Here is a 17040-nt window from a genome sequence, read left to right on the forward strand (position 1 = left end):
CAGAGAAATTGAATATGTTTAAGAAATATAACGTCATCGTAGTTGGGGCCGGCCACGCCGGATGTGAAGCAGCGGCAGCAGCAGCAAACCTAGGTTCATCTGTACTTTTAATTACGATGAACATGGGGGTAATTGCACAGATGAGCTGTAACCCTGCAATAGGTGGAGTAGCGAAAGGACAAATCGTTCGAGAAATTGACGCAATGGGAGGCTATACTGGAATCATAGCAGATAAATCTACCATCCAATTTAGGATGTTAAATTTATCAAAAGGTCCCGCCATGTGGAGCCCAAGAACCCAGAACGATAGAATGCGATTTGCAGAAGAATGGAGATGGCAACTTGAATCACTTCCAAATCTCGACATGTGGCAAGACACCGTAAAGGAAGTAATCGTCGAAAACGGAAGAGCAAAAGGAGTCATTACAGCAATGGGTATAAGAATAGAATCCGATGCTGTAGTTTTAACTAACGGTACCTTCCTAAATGGTATAATCCATGTGGGAGAAAAGAAATTCGGAGGAGGTAGAACAGGTGAAAAATCAGCAACAGGATTAACCGAACAACTCGTATCACTTGGTTTCGAAGCCGGACGAATGAAGACCGGAACACCACCACGCGTAGACGGAAGAAGCTTAAATTACGCACTGATGGAAGAACAGTGGGGTGATGAAAAACGAGGAAGATTCTCTTACACAAAAGTTGAACGTCCAACAGAACAACGTTGTTGTTGGATTACCTATACCAACGAAGCAGTACATGAAGTTTTGAAAACTGGGTTTGAAAAATCACCTATGTTTACTGGTAGAATAAAAGGATTAGGACCAAGATACTGTCCATCTATCGAAGATAAAATTAATCGATTCGCTGAACGTGAAAGACACCAAATCTTTGTAGAACCAGAAGGATTCAGAACCGTAGAAATATATGTCAATGGATTCTCTACTTCCCTTCCAGAAGACGTACAATTAAAAGCATTGCAGTTAATACCAGGTTTCGAAAATGCTAAAATGTATAGACCAGGATATGCCATCGAATATGACTACTTCCCTCCTATGCAATTAGATTTAACACTGGAAACACTCCACGTGAAACATCTATTCTTTGCCGGACAAATAAACGGTACAACAGGATATGAAGAAGCAGCGGCCCAAGGATTCGTCGCAGGTATAAATGCGCATCAACGAATTAATGATTTGCATGAACTGATCTTAAAAAGATCCGAATCATACATTGGCGTATTGATCGACGACTTGGTAACCAAGGGTACGGAAGAACCATATCGTATGTTCACCTCAAGAGCAGAACATCGCCTACTACTTAGACAGGACAACGCCGACATCAGACTAACCCCTATCGCTCACAAACTAGGCTTAGTAAGCGACGAAAGATTAGACATCGTCAATGATAAAATAAAGAACTCTGACGCCATCGTAAATTACCTACGATCGAATTCAGTTTCCACAGAATCGATGAATCCTATACTTATTGAAAAAGGTTCTAGTTCGCTTACACAAAAGACAAGATTTATCAATATACTAAGCAGACCACAAATTGAAATTCAAGACTTAGCAAAGGCAGATGAAACTTTAAATAATTACCTGCAACAATTCGACGAAGAAACAATTGAACAGGCGGAAATTAAAGTTAAATACGAAAGCTATTTTGAAAAGGAAATGGAAATTGTAAATAAAATGAAAAAGATGGAAGACAAAGAAATCAATCCAGAATTCGATTACAATTCCCTAAGTTCGTTGTCAATTGAAGCGCGTCAAAAATTACTAAAAGTTAAACCAAGAACATTAGGACAAGCTTCCAGAATATCGGGGGTATCACCTGCAGATATTAGTGTTTTAATGGTACATATGACATAAAATATTGATTATCAATATTTTATATTACATAATTAGTAAAAATAAAATAAGTCGATATCAACGCATAAAAAAGTTTTTATGATTCAGTATTCAAAAAAGGATAAAAGTTTCTCATATCGCCTAAAAAGCGGCTTATTTACAAAATGGCCGTTTTTAATGATTATAATAATCATCAGTCTTAGTTTTTTCCAGTGTGCAAACATGCAAAGACCAACTGGTGGACCAAAAGATTCATTGCCCCCAGAAATATTAAATGAGTCACCTCTTAACTTGACTAAAAATTTCAGATCGAAAGAAATCATTCTAACATTTGATGAGTATATAAAAATCACAAATCAACAAAAGGAATTCACAATATCTCCAGATGTCGAAACTCAACCGCTATACAAAATCAAAAAGAAAAACTTACATATACAATTACCGGACTCCTTAGAAGCAAATACAACATATACTATAAATTTCGGAAAAGGACTAGTAGACTATAACGAAGGTAACCCTCTTCCAAACTATACATATGTCTTCGCAACAGGTGCACAACTAGATTCATTATCTATAACCGGGAAAGTCATAAACGGGTATAAGAAAAATTTTGATTATGCTGAGGACAAAGATGTAAACGTTATCTTAATTCCGACAAGCCGCGATAGCATATTCGGTAAAAAGAAAGCATCATACTACACTTCAGTAGATTCTACAGGTAATTTCGCATTCAATAACCTTAGGGAAGATGAATATCGTATCTATGCGATCAAAGAACAAAACAACGACAAAATATTCAACGGACAAGATGAGTGGATCGGCTTCCTACAAGATAGTTTAGTATTAAAGGAGAATATCCATAATATACAGCTGGAATACACGAAAGGAAAGGCCGCAATCCTCAGAAATCTCGAGAAGAAAATGGAAAAAGATGGTAGTATTCTACTCACCTTTAATCGTCCACTAACTGAGCCAAATCTAAGAATCATTACACCGGCAGATCTCGATGCAAATAAACTAGTCAGGTTCAACGAAACTACAGATACGGCAAAACTATATCTAGAGCCTAAAGAACTAGATTCATTAAATATCGAACTGTCAGAGGCAGGCAAAATAGCGGATACGATAAAATTCAAAAAACCGAGAAATCTTAAGGTCGAAAGAACATTAGAACCAAAATTCAATATAACTAACAAAGTAGATCGCGTCAGACACATTGAACTTCGCTCCGCCTACCCGCTAGCAAGCGTTGACAAAAATAAAATAATACTCAACGAAGATTCTGTTTCAAGAAGAAATTTCCAACTACAACAGGATTCAATCGACAAAGAAATGTATCACATACGTTTCAATTGGCGACCAAATAAAAACTACGAACTAGTTCTCCAAGAAAAAGCTATGATGGGACCTTTTGATGAATTCAATAAAGAATCAAAATTGCAGTTCACATTGAATGAAACAGAAAACTACGGAGATATCATATTAACATTCAATGGATTAGATATTAAAAAACATTACATTGTAGAACTTATCGACGAGAAGAAAACAGAAATATTTGATAGAAAAACACTCTTCGGGGCGACTAAACTATCTTACGTCAAATTCCCAGGGGGTAAGTATAGCCTCCGAATAATAGAAGACAGTAACAACAACGGAAAATGGGATGCCGGAGACGTCTATACACGAAGAAAGCCCGAACCAATATGGTACCTGGACCGTACATTTACCATTCGAGCAAATTGGGAACAAAATGAAAATATAGACGTTAAATTCAATTAACTATTATCCTGATTATTAAACCAGGAACTATAGAGTACATAATTATGCGGTAGACGTTTTAAAAGATCAAGCTGTTCAGAAGTCAATGGCTTGATCTTTTTTGCAGGGACACCTGCGTATAAATAACCTGATTCACAAACCATATTCTCCAATACAACGGCACCAGCAGCAATAATTACATTCGATTCAATGTGCGCTAAATCCATCACAATAGCGCCCATACCAACCAAAACATAATCATCAATCTTACAGCCGTGTACAATGGCATTATGACCAATATTAACGTAATTACCTATATCAGTACCATTCCTCAAATACGTACCGTGTATAGTTACATTATCTTGAATATTTGAATACTCCCCTATTCTAATATAGTTCACATCTCCGCGTATCACGGCATTAAACCAAACAGAACAATGGGCACTGATATGAACATCTCCCACAATGGTAGAATTAGGCGCTATAAAGCACTCCTCCCCTATTGAAGGGTATTTATCTAAAACCGGTAAAATAATAGCCATAAACCCTTTAAATTACTATAAAACAGTATCTTTTAGCAAATCCGCATGATTCGGATGATCTGTCGTATAATGCAGCCCTCTACTTTCATTACGAAGTGTAGCAGATTTAACAACTAAATAAGCCACTTGAATAACATTTCTTAATTCACACAGTTTAACGGATAACTTTGTATTCTTATAAAAAGACTCCGTCTCCTCATGCAGCAAACCTAATCTACGCATCGCCCGCTCCAGTCTAAAATCAGAACGCACAATACCTACATAATCACTCATCAGCTTCTGTGTTTCACGGAGATTATGGGTTACTAATATATCCTCATTAGACAACGCAGTATTCGACTCGTCCCAAGACGGAATACCATCTTGAAAATCTAAACCGGAAAATATAGCACTAGCATTTAAGAAAATACGGTGAGCATAAACTGCAGCCTCGAGTAACGAATTGGATGCCAAACGATTAGCACCATGAAGCCCAGTAGATGAGCATTCACCACATGCATATAGATTCTTTATAGAAGTCGCGCCAAATTGATCAACCAAAATTCCACCGCATAAATAATGGGCAGCTGGAGAAACAGGAATAAAATCCTTGGTCATATCTATCCCTACGGACAAACACTTCTCATAGATATTAGGAAAATGTGATAATATATCAGCCTTCGAACGGTGTGTAATATCTAAATAAACATAATCTAGACCAGACTTCTTCATTTCTGCATCTATAGCGCGAGCTACAATATCACGAGGCGCTAAAGAAGCGCGTTCATCATACTCCTCCATGAACGAGTCACCATTAGCCCTACGTAATACACCACCGAATCCACGGACTGCTTCAGAAATCAAAAATGCGGGATACTCTCGGGGGTTATATAAAGCTGTCGGATGAAATTGTATAAACTCCATATTTCGAACTTTACCTTTAGCTCGGTAAACCATAGCAATACCATCACCAGTAGCAATTGTTGGATTTGTTGTGGAAGAATAAACATGTCCTGCACCACCTGTAGCCATTAATGTTACCTTTGCTAACACTTTTTCCACATTCTTTGTAAGCGTATTTAGCGCATAAATACCAAAACAAGTGATATTCTCAGAACGTTTATCCACATGCTCCCCGAGATGATGTTGAGTAATTAAATCAACAGCAAAATAATGAGTCAATATTTCGATGTTAGGATGAGCATGAATTTTTTCCAATAAGGCACGTTCAATCTCATAACCCGTAATATCCTTATAATGAAGTATTCTATGCATGGAATGCCCGCCCTCTTTTGCCAAATCAAACTCACCAGAATCCTCTTTATCAAAGGAAGTACCGTAAGCTATTAACTCAGCAATGCGATCAGGCCCCTCTTTAACCACGTTTTCCACAACTTGTGGATCGCATAAACCGTCACCCGCTATCAATGTATCTTGAATATGCTTTTCAAAACTGTCAGTCTCGTCAGTTACAACGGCAACTCCACCTTGCGCATATTTCGTATTCGACTCATCCTCATTGGCTTTCGTAACAATAAGGACTTTTCCGAGTGCCGCTGCTTTTAGTGCAAAACTCAAACCTGCTATCCCAGAACCTACCACCAAAAAATCTACTTTTCTATCCAGCATGTATAATCAACTATTATTCTAATTAGGAATCAACAAATTAACAAATAATGTGCAAAACATGTAAATAAGAAGTGAATTAAAATTGAAAACTATTTATTATTCCACATTCAACATCTTTTACACACAAGTATTACCGAAATATTAAGAGAATATCACGTATATATTAACAACTCTCCACAGAAATAAAACTCACAATAAAATATGGAAAAAATAAAGCCGGAAAAAAATAAGAATTGTAAATCAGGACTTAAGCCCTAAAATACTGTGGAGAAAATGTGGAAAAACACATAATAACGAAGAAATAAAACTGAAAATTCTAAACTTATCCCCATTTTCCACACACTAATAAACAACAAGATTCTCTTTTATATAAAATATTATGATTTATTGAAAAAAGGGAATGTGGATTTCGTTTCGATTTCTTTCTTTACTTTTGTGCTATTGATGAGTCAAAGAAATCAGTTTACTTAGAAAAGCAAATGAACACAAGTTTTGAACAAGACCTTTCGGCAAAAGGATTTATTGATGTTGCAGTTGATCCGACGATTGATTTAGTCGCTGAAATCAATCGATTGAAAAAGGAAAAGAATGCTGTTATCCTAGCACATTACTATCAAGATTCTGAAATTCAAGATCTTGCAGATTATATTGGAGATAGTTTAGGGCTGTCTCAACAAGCAGCGAAAACTGATGCAGACGTGATTGTATTTGCTGGAGTTCATTTCATGGCGGAAACAGCAAAGATACTTTCTCCTTCAAAAAAGGTTCTTCTTCCGGATTTAAAAGCTGGATGTTCGTTATCTGATAGTTGTCCACCACATCTATTCGCAAAATTTAAAGAAAAATATCCAGACCATTTGGTTATCACCTATGTGAACTGTACAGCTGAATTAAAAGCATTGTCGGATATCGTATGTACGTCTAGCAACGCTGTTCAAATTGTAGAAAGTTTACCAGCTGATCAAAAGATAATATTCGGACCTGATCGTAACTTAGGGGCTTACGTAAAGAAAAAAACCGGTAGAGATCTGGTCTTATGGAATGGTGCTTGTATGGTTCATGAGATTTTTTCTCAAGAGCGAATTGATGCTTTGCGACAAGAGTATCCTCATGCTAAATTTATTGCGCATCCAGAATGTGAAGATCATATTTTAGCGCAAGCTGATTATATTGGTTCAACTTCTGGGATGTTGAAATATACGATTGAAGATCCTACAGATACCTACATTGTAGCTACCGAATCGGGAATTCTTCACCAAATGCAGAAGTCTAGCCCTTCGAAGACTTTTATACCTGCGCCACCAAACAATATGTGCGCATGTAATGATTGTCCTCACATGAAATTAAATACGTTGGAAAAGCTATATAATTGTCTTTACTATGAGCAACCAGAAATTATTCTTCCAGAGGATATTATTGCTCGAGCGCAGAAGCCAATTGAGAGAATGTTAGAAATTTCAGCGAAGTTAGGTTTATAAGAAAATATATGTTCGATAATAAAGAAAAAACAAACCTCAGTGAATTAGGCGAGTTTGGATTAATAAAACATCTAACCAGTCATATTGAGCTAAAAAATGAATCCTCAGTTAAAGGGATTGGTGACGATGCTGCTGTATTAGATTTTAAGGAATATAAAACCCTAATTTCTACGGATTTATTGCTAGAAAACGTACATTTTGATCTTCGTTATGTCCCACTTAAACATTTGGGATATAAGGCAGTACAAGTTAATTTATCGGATATCTACGCGATGAATGGAATTGCTTCTCAAGTGACTATTTCTATTGGAATGTCTTCAAAATTTCCTTTAGAAGCAATAGAAGAATTATACCAAGGAGCTTTGATCGCTTGTGAGAAATTCAATGTAGATCTTATAGGTGGAGATACATCGACTTCTTCCCAGGGACTTGTTATATCTGTTACAAGTATTGGTTATGCTAAAGAAGCTGAGATAGCCTACCGTTCTGGTGCAAAGGAGGGTGATTTAATTTGTGTTTCTGGTGATTTAGGAGCCGCATATGTAGGTTTACAACTACTGGAAAGAGAGAAGCAAATTTTCTTGGAAAACCCTAATATTCAGCCTGATCTAGAAGGTAAAGACTATATTGTTGAGCGTCAGTTGAAGCCGGAAGCACGCCGAGATGTCATCGAATTATTTCGTTTCTTAAACGTGAAACCTAACGCTATGATGGATATTTCTGACGGCTTAGCTTCTGATTTATTTCATATTTGCGATGCCTCTAAATTAGGTTGTAAGCTTTTTGAAGAGAAGATTCCAATTGATCCTATGACCTACGAAACTGCCAGAGAATTTGGATTAGATCCTACAGTTTGCGCACTTAGTGGCGGGGAAGATTATGAGCTTCTTTTTACTGTTCCTCAAAGCGAATATGACAAAGTTAAAAATCAGTTGGATATTTCTATTATTGGTTATATGACAGCTGAAAGCGAAGGAAAGCAATTAATTTCTAAATCTGGAAACGTACATGAGCTAAAAGCTCAGGGATGGAATGCGTTTTCATAGATATTAAGAATCGTAATATTTTTAAAAAGCCGCTTAGTAATATTTCTAAGCGGCTTTTTTTATCATTAATCACTAAATTAATTTCATATTCTTTACTTTTTTCAATAGATCTATGGTGTTATCACATGAAGTTTTATGCAATAAATTTTTTCGATGTGTTCTGACTGTATGAATGCTAATAAAAAGCTTCTCAGCTATTTGTTCTGAATTGTACGCTTGATCTAATAAGGCGAGTATTTCTAATTCCCTTTTAGTTAATTGGAATTTTTGAGGGCTACTTAATACATTTTCTTCCTGTACGTTATAAACAGATTCCAAGCCTTCGATATCTATAAAGTGTAATTCAGATTCGAGCGTAGTCTTAATCGTAGAAATATCGATATGTTGAATCAACGTTTTTAAAACGCAGGCATCATTTAGCTCGTAAGCAACAGTTTGCTGCATCACGCGGATATAAGATCCAGATTTTTTTCTAACCCGATAATCATGGACTATCTTAAATCTCGTTTGTTTGGCTAAAGGTGTATTTAAACAGAATTTAAGTGCTAATTTTTCATGGGAAATAAAAGTAGGTAGATCTTCTGGATGAATAATTCCAAAGAAATCTTCCATCGTAAATAGGTTTGTATCATATCCCAATACTCGATTGAAGTCCTCTGAAAAAGAAACTATTTTGGTGTTTACACAGTCCAAAATGAAGTAATAGCTATCTAACTTTAGTGCTATATTATCATTAAAAAGACGACTATCTTGTTTGCTCAATTCTTCCAACAGAGATTCAGCAGACTTTACTAATTCCTTCCAGCTCAATAGTTAATAATTTGGTTATCAAATATAAGCAATAGTGTTTATTAAAGTATAACCGTTTCTGTATTTAGTTTTTAAGGGTTTTAAGCTACGGAAGTCCTATTGTTTTTACTGAAAGTTTATCGTTCTATTTTTGAGTTCTATTGTTTTGTATATCCAGTTAAAATTGATGAATTTTAGAATGGATAAAATAATATCTTATAGATATTTATTAATAATATTAATTGTATAGATCTAATAATCAATTGTCTTTTTTTTAATTGATTATTAGATCTTTAATAGTTATAATATCTAAGATAATGATCGTGTAATATGATAATTATAAGGTTTTTATTTTATCTAATATTAGTTGATAATTTATCTTAATTAACTTGTAATATAGTATGTATTCTAGGTTTGAATAACGCCTAATTTATAATCTTGAATATTGGGATTATGCGTTGCTGCTTCAATACCCATCGATATTATTTTACGAGTCTCTGCGGGATCAATAACGCCATCTACCCATAGTCGGGATGCAGCATAATATGGACTGAGCTGTTCGTTATATTTTTGCTCAATATCGTTCAGTAATTTGTTTTTATCCTCTTCACTAAGCGTAATATTTTTAGATTTTAGTGTGGCCTCTTGTATTTGTAATAATGTTTTGCCTGCCGATGCTCCACTCATTACAGCTATCTTGGCAGTTGGCCAAGCATATATTAATCTTGGATCATATGCTTTGCCACACATAGCATAATTTCCTGCGCCATAACTATTACCAAGGATAAAGGTAAATTTAGGTACCACAGAATTGGCCATTGCATTTACCATTTTTGCACCGTCTTTGATAATTCCACCATGCTCAGCTCTCGAGCCAACCATAAATCCAGATATATCTTGGAAGAAAACCAGCGGTATTTTTTGCTGATTACAGTTCATAATAAATCGAGCGGCTTTATCAGCTGAATCAGAATATATTACTCCTCCCATTTGCATTTCAGTAGAGTTCCCTGGTTTCTTCGCTTTTACCACTTCTCTTTGATTAGCCACAATGCCTACTGCCCAGCCATCAACACGAGCTAGCGCACAAATTAATGTCTTTCCGTAATCTTTTTTATACTCCTCAAGACTTCCCTTATCGACAATACTCTTCAAAACCTCTAACATGTTATAAGGCTTTAAACGGTCTTCGGGAAAGTAGTCATATAATTGGTTTATTGAATACTCTGGAGCAACAGGTTCAATTCTCGAGAATAAGGCTTTTGGACTAGCTCCAAATTTATCTACAATATTCTTTATAGCATCTAAACAGGATTCATCGTTTGGGTATTTATTATCTGTGACACCAGAGATTTCAGAATGTGTAGAAGCACCTCCTAAAGTTTCATTATCGATTGATTCACCAATAGACGATTTTACTAAATAGGAGCCTGCTAAAAATACGGACCCTGTACCCTCCACTATCAATGCATAGTCTGACATAATAGGTAAATAAGCCCCACCAGCAACGCAAGAACCCATAATTGCTGCTATTTGAGGAATACCCATCGCTGAGATCTTCGCATTGTTTCTAAAGATTCTACCAAAATGTTCTTTATCTGGAAATATTTCATCTTGCAGCGGTAGATAAACACCAGCGGAGTCTACTAAATAGATAATTGGTAGGTTATTTTCCATCGCAATTTCTTGGGCTCTTAGGTTTTTCTTACACGTTATTGGAAACCAAGCTCCAGCTTTTACGGTTGCATCATTTGATACAACAATACATAATCGGCCTTTGACATAACCGAGGACAACTACAACACCCGCGTTAGGACAGCCACCGTGTTCTTTATATTGACCCTCTCCTGCGAAGATGCCGATTTCAGTATAGGACGAATTTTCATCTAAAAGATAAATGATCCTTTCCCAGGCGGACATTTTACCCTTTTCACGTTGTTTTTGAATTTTATCTAAACCTCCACCTAACAGTAGATTTTCTTTTTTTCTGCGAAGTTCATGAATTAAAGCCTGCATATTGGTATTAAAATAATGTAAATTTATAATGGTTAAAAGAACTTTATTTTATAAATATCATAAAATATAATTTGTTTTTTATAATCTTTGTAAAAAAGATTGAAACCCAAATATAAACTAAAATAAAATAAAATTATGTTTCCAGTTAGTTCGGATGAGCAGTTAATGCTTGTCAAAGAGAGCGCTCGAAATTTTGCCCTCAATCATATTAAGCCCTTTGTTATGCAGTGGGATCAAGCGCAGACTTTCCCTGTTGACTTGTTTAAAAAATTAGGTGAGCATGGTTTCATGGGAATTTTGGTTCCTGAGCAGTACGGTGGTTCTGGTTTAAGCTATCAAGAATACATTAGTATACTTGATGAAATTTCAAAAGTATGTGGCTCTATTGGCCTATCAGTAGCAGCACATAACTCTTTATGTACAAATCATATTTTGTCTTTTGCAAATGAAGAGCAAAAGCAACGTTACCTACCGCGATTGGCAAGTGGGGAATGGATTGGTGCTTGGGGTTTAACGGAACCTGGATCTGGTTCTGATGCTGGCGGGATGAATACAACGGCAGTCGCAGATGGAGATTATTTTCTTTTAAATGGCGATAAAACCTTTATTACACATGCTATTAGTGGTGATGTTGCTGTCGTTATGGCACGCACAGGTGAAAAAGGTGATAAAAAAGGAATATCCGCATTTATTGTAGAGAAAGGAACTCCTGGATTTACCGCTGGAGCTAAAATGGATAAACTAGGGATGAGAGCCTCAGAAACAGGATCTTTATTCTTTGATAATTGTAGAATACACAAAAATCAGTTGATAGGAGAAGTTGGTGATGGATTTGTGCAGGCGCTAAAGTTATTAGATGGCGGTCGAATCTCTATTGCCGCTCTTTCCTTGGGGATTGCGAGAGGCGCTTATGAATGTGCCTTGAAATATGCTAATGAACGCGAACAATTTAATACCAAGATCTTTGATTTTCAAGCTGTTGGTTTTACCTTAGCAGATATGGCAACAAAGATTGAGGCTTCCGAGTTGTTGATTCGAAATGCTGGATCTTTAAAAGATCAGGGTAAAAAGGTTACTAAAGAAGGTGCGATGGCGAAGCTGTTCGCATCGGAAACAGCCGTTGAAGTTTCAAATGAGGGTGTACAGATATTGGGAGGATATGGTTTTACCAAAGATTTCCCTGCTGAGAAATACTTTAGAGATGCGAAATTATGTACGATTGGAGAAGGAACGAGTTCGATTCAACGGATGGTAATAGCAAGAGAAATTAAGAAAGATGTTGAATAATAATAATCCATTTGTAAGTTTGGTAGATTGTCCCCGTGATGCGATTCAGGGGATAAAGTATCCAATTGATACACAACGTAAAATCAATTATATAAATCTATTGATCAAAAGTAAGTTGTTTGATTGTATAGATTTTGGAAGTTTTGTGTCACCGAAAGCAGTACCACAAATGAGTGATACTAGAATGGTATTGGATGGATTAGAAAAAACTGACGATGTTAAGTTATTAGCTATTATAGCGAATGAACGAGGCGCGCAAACTGCTACTGAGCTTTCACAAATAGATTATCTAGGTTATCCTTTCTCGATATCGGAAACCTTTCAACAAAGAAATACAAACTCTAGTATCGAGGAGGCCTTCACTAACGTGCAAGGCATCCTCGATATTATACATGGTAAAAACAATCAGGAGTTAGTAGTATATATATCGATGGCTTTTGGAAATCCCTATGGAGACGATTGGAGCCTAGAGCTAGTGAGTGATTGGATAGGGTCCTTAAAAGAGATTGGTGTAGAACGATTCTCTATCGCTGATACGACTGGTGAAGCTACCCCATCTTCGGTTTCTAGTCTTTTTCGGAAATTAGCTAATGACTTCCCAGATAATAATTTCAGCGTACATTTACATAGTCAGGTAGAAAGTGCTTTGCTAAAAGTAGATGCTGCCTATGAGGCAGGTTGTAGGCAATTTGAAGGAGCTATTTTAGGTTATGGTGGCTGTCCTTTTGCAAAGGATGAATTGGTAGGAAATATTCCAACCGAATTATTAGTCGATCGGTTTCAAAAAGGGGCCTATAATCAAGTACAGTTATTAATGAACGGATTTCAAGACTTAATTCGCAATGAATTATAATTTTATAAAAACGAACAAAGAGGGATATGTCTTCACGTTAACATTGGATAGGGAGGCAAAGCGAAATGCATTTACTCCAACAATGGTAAATGAGATCGCGCATGCTTTAAGCAATGCGGAAGAAGACGAGCTTATAAAATTAGTTGTCATTCGAGCAAATGGTCCCATATTCTGTGCAGGGATGGATTTAAAAACCTATCAAGACCCAAGTCTTGATATTTTGAATACACAAATAGAGAATAAGCAGATTTCTCTTGGAGAAGTTTTTGATAAATTCAGTAAGCCAAGTATTGCGGTCGTTGAGGGTGATGTAATTGCTGGTGGTTTTTTATTCCTATTAGGTTGTACATACGTTTTTGCTAAGGAAAATCTTAATTTTAAGTTGCCAGAAGTTAACTTGGGAATCTTTCCATTTCAGGTTTTAGCAGGTTTATTACGCGTTATGCCCGAAAAGAAAGCACTTCAAATCTGTTTAAAAGCGGAAGCGTTTTCTACTGCTGAAGCAAAAGAATTTGGAATTGTAGATGAATACTTGTCCGATGAGCCATTAAACAAACTAATAGATTCATTTGCAGTTAAGAGTACTTATGCTTTACAAGCGGGATTCGAAGCAGTGAAAGCTATTCGTTTTATGGACGTTAGTGAACAATATAATTATCTTCTAAATAGCCTTAATAAACTTAGGGATAAAGATGAAGTGAAAAAGCAAATAGGAAACCAGTTTAAAAAAGATTAAGATACTTTCTTATTGATGAAGAAGTTATTATAACCTAATCCGACTTCTATATCCAATAGTTTTTGCTGTAACATTTCAAGCACAGCTAGGAAGTTATAAACGAACTGTACCTTATTTTCTGAGTTTTTAGCTATCGCAGAAAAATCTAATGTATTATTGAGTTCTATTAGCTCAGCTATTGCTTTTTTCTGTTGTTCAATAGTATACGGGTATTTAACTACGGTATGTTTTACCTCACGGATTCTATGGGTATAGTTGTACATCATCCGTTCGTATACCATCATTAATCGATAAAGGGTAAATGATGAGAGTTCCTCTTCTGTATTGCGGATAGACTTAGAAGAAATCTTGAGGTCATGTGTTATGTTTCCACGCTCATAATGCATCGAGCGGTTCTCTTCCAATACTTTAAACTCCTCAGATACTTCCTTAAATTGCTTATATAGCAATAGTTTTTGAACTAATTCCTTTTTTAGGTCAATTTCATTCTCATTTTCATCAAGCTCAGGACGAGGTAATAACATCTTAGCTTTGATACGCATCAAAGTCGATGCTACAAATATAAATTCACTAGCTAATTCAATATTTAGCGCCTGCATATGTTGTATGTAGGCTAGGAAATCATCCGTAATTTTTGAAATAGGGATATCGTGAATATTCAACTCATCTCGTTCAATAAAGAAAAGTAATAAGTCAAATGGCCCCTCGAATTGGGCTAACTTAATTTCGTAGTTCGTTGCCTCCATAGAATAATCAAAAATAAGGATTTAATCCTTAATCTTATTGATTTTTGAGGATTTGGAGAAACAATATCCTCGATAAAATTGTATATATATTCCACAGTTAAAAGAATAAATTGTTACTTTGTATCTTATTTTGAAATTTTTCAAGTTATGCAGGTAGAAGCAGGAGAGCTATTAAAGAAAATACAATTTCCAACAGATCTAAGGAATTTAAAAGAAGCTGATCTCGAGCAGGTTTGCAAAGAACTTAGACAATATATTGTTGATATTGTATCCGTTAATGGCGGACATTTTGCGGCAAGTTTAGGCGTTGTTGAATTAACGGTGGCTTTACACTATGCTTTAAATACTCCTTATGATCAGATATTATTTGATGTTGGACATCAAGCATATGGTCATAAGATACTTACAGGGCGTAGAGAAAATTTCCATACGAATAGAATTTTTGGCGGGTTATCGGGCTTTCCAAAGCGCTCAGAAAGCGAATATGACTCCTTTGGTGTTGGTCACTCCTCAACTTCAATTTCTGCGGCATTAGGTATGGCTGTAGCATCCGAATATAAAGGAGAGACTGATCGTCAACATGTGGCGATTATTGGTGATGGAGCTTTAACCGGCGGTATGGCTTTTGAAGCTTTAAACCACGCAGGAATCGAAAAATCAAATCTCTTAGTAATCTTAAATGATAACTGTATGTCCATAGATCCTAATGTAGGAGCTATGAAAGAGTATTTAACAAGTATTACGACATCTAAGAGCTACAATAAGTTTCGTGATGATTTAGTGTCTGTTTTATCAAAAATCTCTAAGAATGGCCCAAATGCATACGGATGGGCAAAGAAACTTGAACAGAGCATTAAAGGAACCCTGCTAAAAAACTCCAATCTTTTTGAGTCTTTAAATTTCCGTTATTTCGGACCTGTTGATGGTCATGACGTAAACAAATTAGTTAAAACGATTGAAGATCTAAAACATATCAATGGTCCTAAGTTGTTGCATGTTGTTACAGTGAAAGGTAAAGGTTATGCCTTAGCGGAGAAAGATCAAACAAAATGGCATGCGCCTGGTCTTTTTGATAAGATTACAGGTGAAATAAAAAAGAGTGTTCCTGATAAACCTCAACCACCAAAATATCAAGATGTTTTTGGACATACGCTTGTTGAGCTAGCGGAGTCTAATGATAAGATTATGGGGATTACCCCAGCAATGCCGAGTGGTTCATCAATGAATATAATGATGAAAGCGATGCCAAACCGCGCATTTGATGTCGGTATTGCTGAACAACACGCTGTTACATTCAGTGCGGGTTTAGCGGCACAAGGATTAGTACCATTCTGTAATATCTATTCATCCTTTATGCAGCGCGCTTATGATCAAGTTATTCATGATGTTGCTCTACAGAACTTAAATGTTGTTTTTTGCTTGGATAGAGCTGGATTGGTAGGGGCTGACGGTCCAACACACCATGGTGCATATGATATCGCATTTATGCGTTGTGTGCCTAATTTGGTTGTATCATCGCCTATGAATGAAGAGGAACTTCGTAATCTAATGTATACGGCACAGCTTCCTGACAAGGGTCCGTTTGTTATTAGATATCCAAGAGGAAATGGAGTGATGCCTGATTGGAAGCATCCTTTTAAAGAATTAACAATAGGTAAAGGTAGAAAGGTTTGTGATGGAGAGGAGATTGCAATTCTTACTTTTGGACACATTGGTAATGAAGCAAGCAAAGCAATTCAGAAACTTTCAGAAGACGGGATTCATCCAGCACATTACGACTTAAGGTTTGCGAAACCCTTAGATACTGAATTACTTCATGAGGTGTTTAAGAAATATAGAAAAGTTATCACTGTAGAAGATGGTTGTCTTCCTGGGGGAATTGGATCTGCCGTCATAGAGTTTATGTCCGAGAATCAATACGATGCGGATGTTACAAGATTAGGTATTCCAGATACGATCGTAGAGCATGGAGAACAACAAGAATTGTGGCAGATCTGTGGATATGATGCTACAGGCATTGAAGCTGCTGTTAGAAAATTAACCACCGGAATAAAAACCGAAAGTTTGGTAGGATAATTGCTATCATTTTTAAGGTTTTACAGAAACTTTAATAGAACAAAGAAGAGAAGCCATAAGGCTTCTTTTTTTATTAAAAGTTTTCCACACTCAAAAACTCCAACTTAATTTTCCCTTTAAAAAATTGTCTTTCAATGGAGGTATTTTCAATGTGTTGAAAACTAAATTTGTCCTCTTTTGTAAACCGAAAAAAGCAGAAAAATTACAATTAAAATACTGAGAATAAATGAATTAGTTTTTTTTTACCTTTTT

Annotated in this window: 13 protein-coding genes; 8 read left to right on the forward strand and 5 right to left on the reverse strand. The window is 36.1% G+C overall.

Translation table 11 applies throughout. The features are described 5' to 3' along the window. Positions 1 to 14 precede the first annotated feature (14 nt). Entirely contained in the window at positions 15 to 1874 is a 1860-nt protein-coding gene (mnmG, locus tag GFH32_RS18155; protein WP_153512946.1) for a tRNA uridine-5-carboxymethylaminomethyl(34) synthesis enzyme MnmG, read from the forward strand. A 201-nt stretch (positions 1875 to 2075) separates the two neighbouring features. Further along, the gene (locus GFH32_RS18160) at positions 2076 to 3632 is read left to right on the forward strand and encodes an Ig-like domain-containing domain (RefSeq protein WP_228384171.1); all 1557 of its coding nucleotides are present in this window, start codon (positions 2076 to 2078) and stop codon (positions 3630 to 3632) included. Here GFH32_RS18160 and GFH32_RS18165 read toward each other — a convergent pair. Both GFH32_RS18165 and nadB read right to left on the reverse strand, forming a co-directional pair. Next, positions 3629 to 4153 (reverse strand): gamma carbonic anhydrase family protein, encoded by a 525-nt coding sequence (locus GFH32_RS18165; protein ID WP_153512948.1) that lies wholly within the window; start codon positions 4151 to 4153, stop codon positions 3629 to 3631. The two genes, GFH32_RS18160 and GFH32_RS18165, sit on opposite strands and share 4 nt — an antisense overlap. Before the next feature lie 15 nt (positions 4154 to 4168). Next, positions 4169 to 5761 (reverse strand): L-aspartate oxidase, encoded by a 1593-nt coding sequence (nadB, locus tag GFH32_RS18170; RefSeq protein ID WP_153512949.1) that lies wholly within the window; start codon positions 5759 to 5761, stop codon positions 4169 to 4171. A gap of 479 nt (positions 5762 to 6240) precedes the next feature. Between nadB and nadA the strand changes: the two genes are divergently transcribed. Together nadA and thiL are read left to right on the forward strand one after the other, a co-directional pair. Next, positions 6241 to 7239 (forward strand): quinolinate synthase NadA, encoded by a 999-nt coding sequence (nadA, locus tag GFH32_RS18175; protein WP_153512950.1) that lies wholly within the window; start codon positions 6241 to 6243, stop codon positions 7237 to 7239. Positions 7240 to 7247: 8 nt separating this feature from the next. Beyond that, positions 7248 to 8285 (forward strand): thiamine-phosphate kinase, encoded by a 1038-nt coding sequence (gene thiL / locus GFH32_RS18180; RefSeq protein ID WP_153512951.1) that lies wholly within the window; start codon positions 7248 to 7250, stop codon positions 8283 to 8285. Between the two features lie 72 nt (positions 8286 to 8357). On the opposite strand, the gene GFH32_RS18185 is transcribed toward thiL, so the two are convergent. Together GFH32_RS18185 and GFH32_RS18190 are read right to left on the reverse strand one after the other, a co-directional pair. Beyond that, the gene (locus GFH32_RS18185; protein ID WP_153512952.1) at positions 8358 to 9095 is read right to left on the reverse strand and encodes a LuxR C-terminal-related transcriptional regulator; all 738 of its coding nucleotides are present in this window, start codon (positions 9093 to 9095) and stop codon (positions 8358 to 8360) included. 387 nt (positions 9096 to 9482) lie between these two features. Further along, positions 9483 to 11090, reverse strand: a complete 1608-nt coding sequence (locus GFH32_RS18190) for an acyl-CoA carboxylase subunit beta (RefSeq protein ID WP_153512953.1) — start codon at positions 11088 to 11090, stop codon at positions 9483 to 9485. 135 nt (positions 11091 to 11225) lie between these two features. Here GFH32_RS18190 and GFH32_RS18195 point away from each other — a divergent pair, with 135 nt between their 5' ends. From GFH32_RS18195 to GFH32_RS18205, 3 genes are read left to right on the forward strand one after another with little or no spacing between them, the layout of a single operon-like run. Next, entirely contained in the window at positions 11226 to 12377 is a 1152-nt protein-coding gene (locus tag GFH32_RS18195) for an acyl-CoA dehydrogenase family protein (RefSeq protein ID WP_153512954.1), read from the forward strand. Beyond that, the gene (locus GFH32_RS18200) at positions 12367 to 13230 is read left to right on the forward strand and encodes a beta/alpha barrel domain-containing protein (protein ID WP_153512955.1); all 864 of its coding nucleotides are present in this window, start codon (positions 12367 to 12369) and stop codon (positions 13228 to 13230) included. The genes GFH32_RS18195 and GFH32_RS18200 overlap by 11 nt, the downstream gene beginning before the upstream one ends. After that, positions 13220 to 13966, forward strand: a complete 747-nt coding sequence (locus GFH32_RS18205; RefSeq protein ID WP_153512956.1) for an enoyl-CoA hydratase/isomerase family protein — start codon at positions 13220 to 13222, stop codon at positions 13964 to 13966. Before GFH32_RS18200 ends, GFH32_RS18205 begins: the two co-directional genes overlap by 11 nt. Here the strand turns inward: GFH32_RS18205 and GFH32_RS18210 are convergent. Further along, entirely contained in the window at positions 13963 to 14712 is a 750-nt protein-coding gene (locus tag GFH32_RS18210) for a segregation and condensation protein A (RefSeq protein WP_153512957.1), read from the reverse strand. The genes GFH32_RS18205 and GFH32_RS18210 overlap by 4 nt on opposite strands. Positions 14713 to 14859: 147 nt before the next feature. Here GFH32_RS18210 and dxs point away from each other — a divergent pair, with 147 nt between their 5' ends. Next, positions 14860 to 16788 carry a 1-deoxy-D-xylulose-5-phosphate synthase gene (gene dxs, locus GFH32_RS18215; protein ID WP_153512958.1) on the forward strand — a complete coding sequence of 643 codons (1929 nt, stop codon included), beginning with the start codon at positions 14860 to 14862 and terminating at the stop codon, positions 16786 to 16788. The last annotated feature ends 252 nt before the right edge of the window (positions 16789 to 17040 follow it).

Origin of the sequence: Sphingobacteruim zhuxiongii, from assembly GCF_009557615.1 — a bacterium.
GTDB classification, from domain to species: Bacteria; Bacteroidota; Bacteroidia; order Sphingobacteriales; family Sphingobacteriaceae; genus Sphingobacterium; species Sphingobacterium zhuxiongii.

Coding starts and splice junctions, on each gene's coding strand:
- GFH32_RS18195 (WP_153512954.1), top strand. CDS start 11,226: ATGTTTCCAGTTAGTTCGGATGAGCAGTTAATGCTTGTCAAAGAGAGC.
- GFH32_RS18210 (WP_153512957.1), bottom strand. CDS start 14,712: ATGGAGGCAACGAACTACGAAATTAAGTTAGCCCAATTCGAGGGGCCA.
- nadA (WP_153512950.1), top strand. CDS start 6,241: ATGAACACAAGTTTTGAACAAGACCTTTCGGCAAAAGGATTTATTGAT.
- GFH32_RS18160 (WP_228384171.1), top strand. CDS start 2,076: ATGCAAAGACCAACTGGTGGACCAAAAGATTCATTGCCCCCAGAAATA.
- thiL (WP_153512951.1), top strand. CDS start 7,248: ATGTTCGATAATAAAGAAAAAACAAACCTCAGTGAATTAGGCGAGTTT.
- GFH32_RS18190 (WP_153512953.1), bottom strand. CDS start 11,090: ATGCAGGCTTTAATTCATGAACTTCGCAGAAAAAAAGAAAATCTACTG.
- GFH32_RS18205 (WP_153512956.1), top strand. CDS start 13,220: ATGAATTATAATTTTATAAAAACGAACAAAGAGGGATATGTCTTCACG.
- GFH32_RS18200 (WP_153512955.1), top strand. CDS start 12,367: ATGTTGAATAATAATAATCCATTTGTAAGTTTGGTAGATTGTCCCCGT.
- GFH32_RS18165 (WP_153512948.1), bottom strand. CDS start 4,153: ATGGCTATTATTTTACCGGTTTTAGATAAATACCCTTCAATAGGGGAG.
- dxs (WP_153512958.1), top strand. CDS start 14,860: ATGCAGGTAGAAGCAGGAGAGCTATTAAAGAAAATACAATTTCCAACA.
- nadB (WP_153512949.1), bottom strand. CDS start 5,761: ATGCTGGATAGAAAAGTAGATTTTTTGGTGGTAGGTTCTGGGATAGCA.
- mnmG (WP_153512946.1), top strand. CDS start 15: ATGTTTAAGAAATATAACGTCATCGTAGTTGGGGCCGGCCACGCCGGA.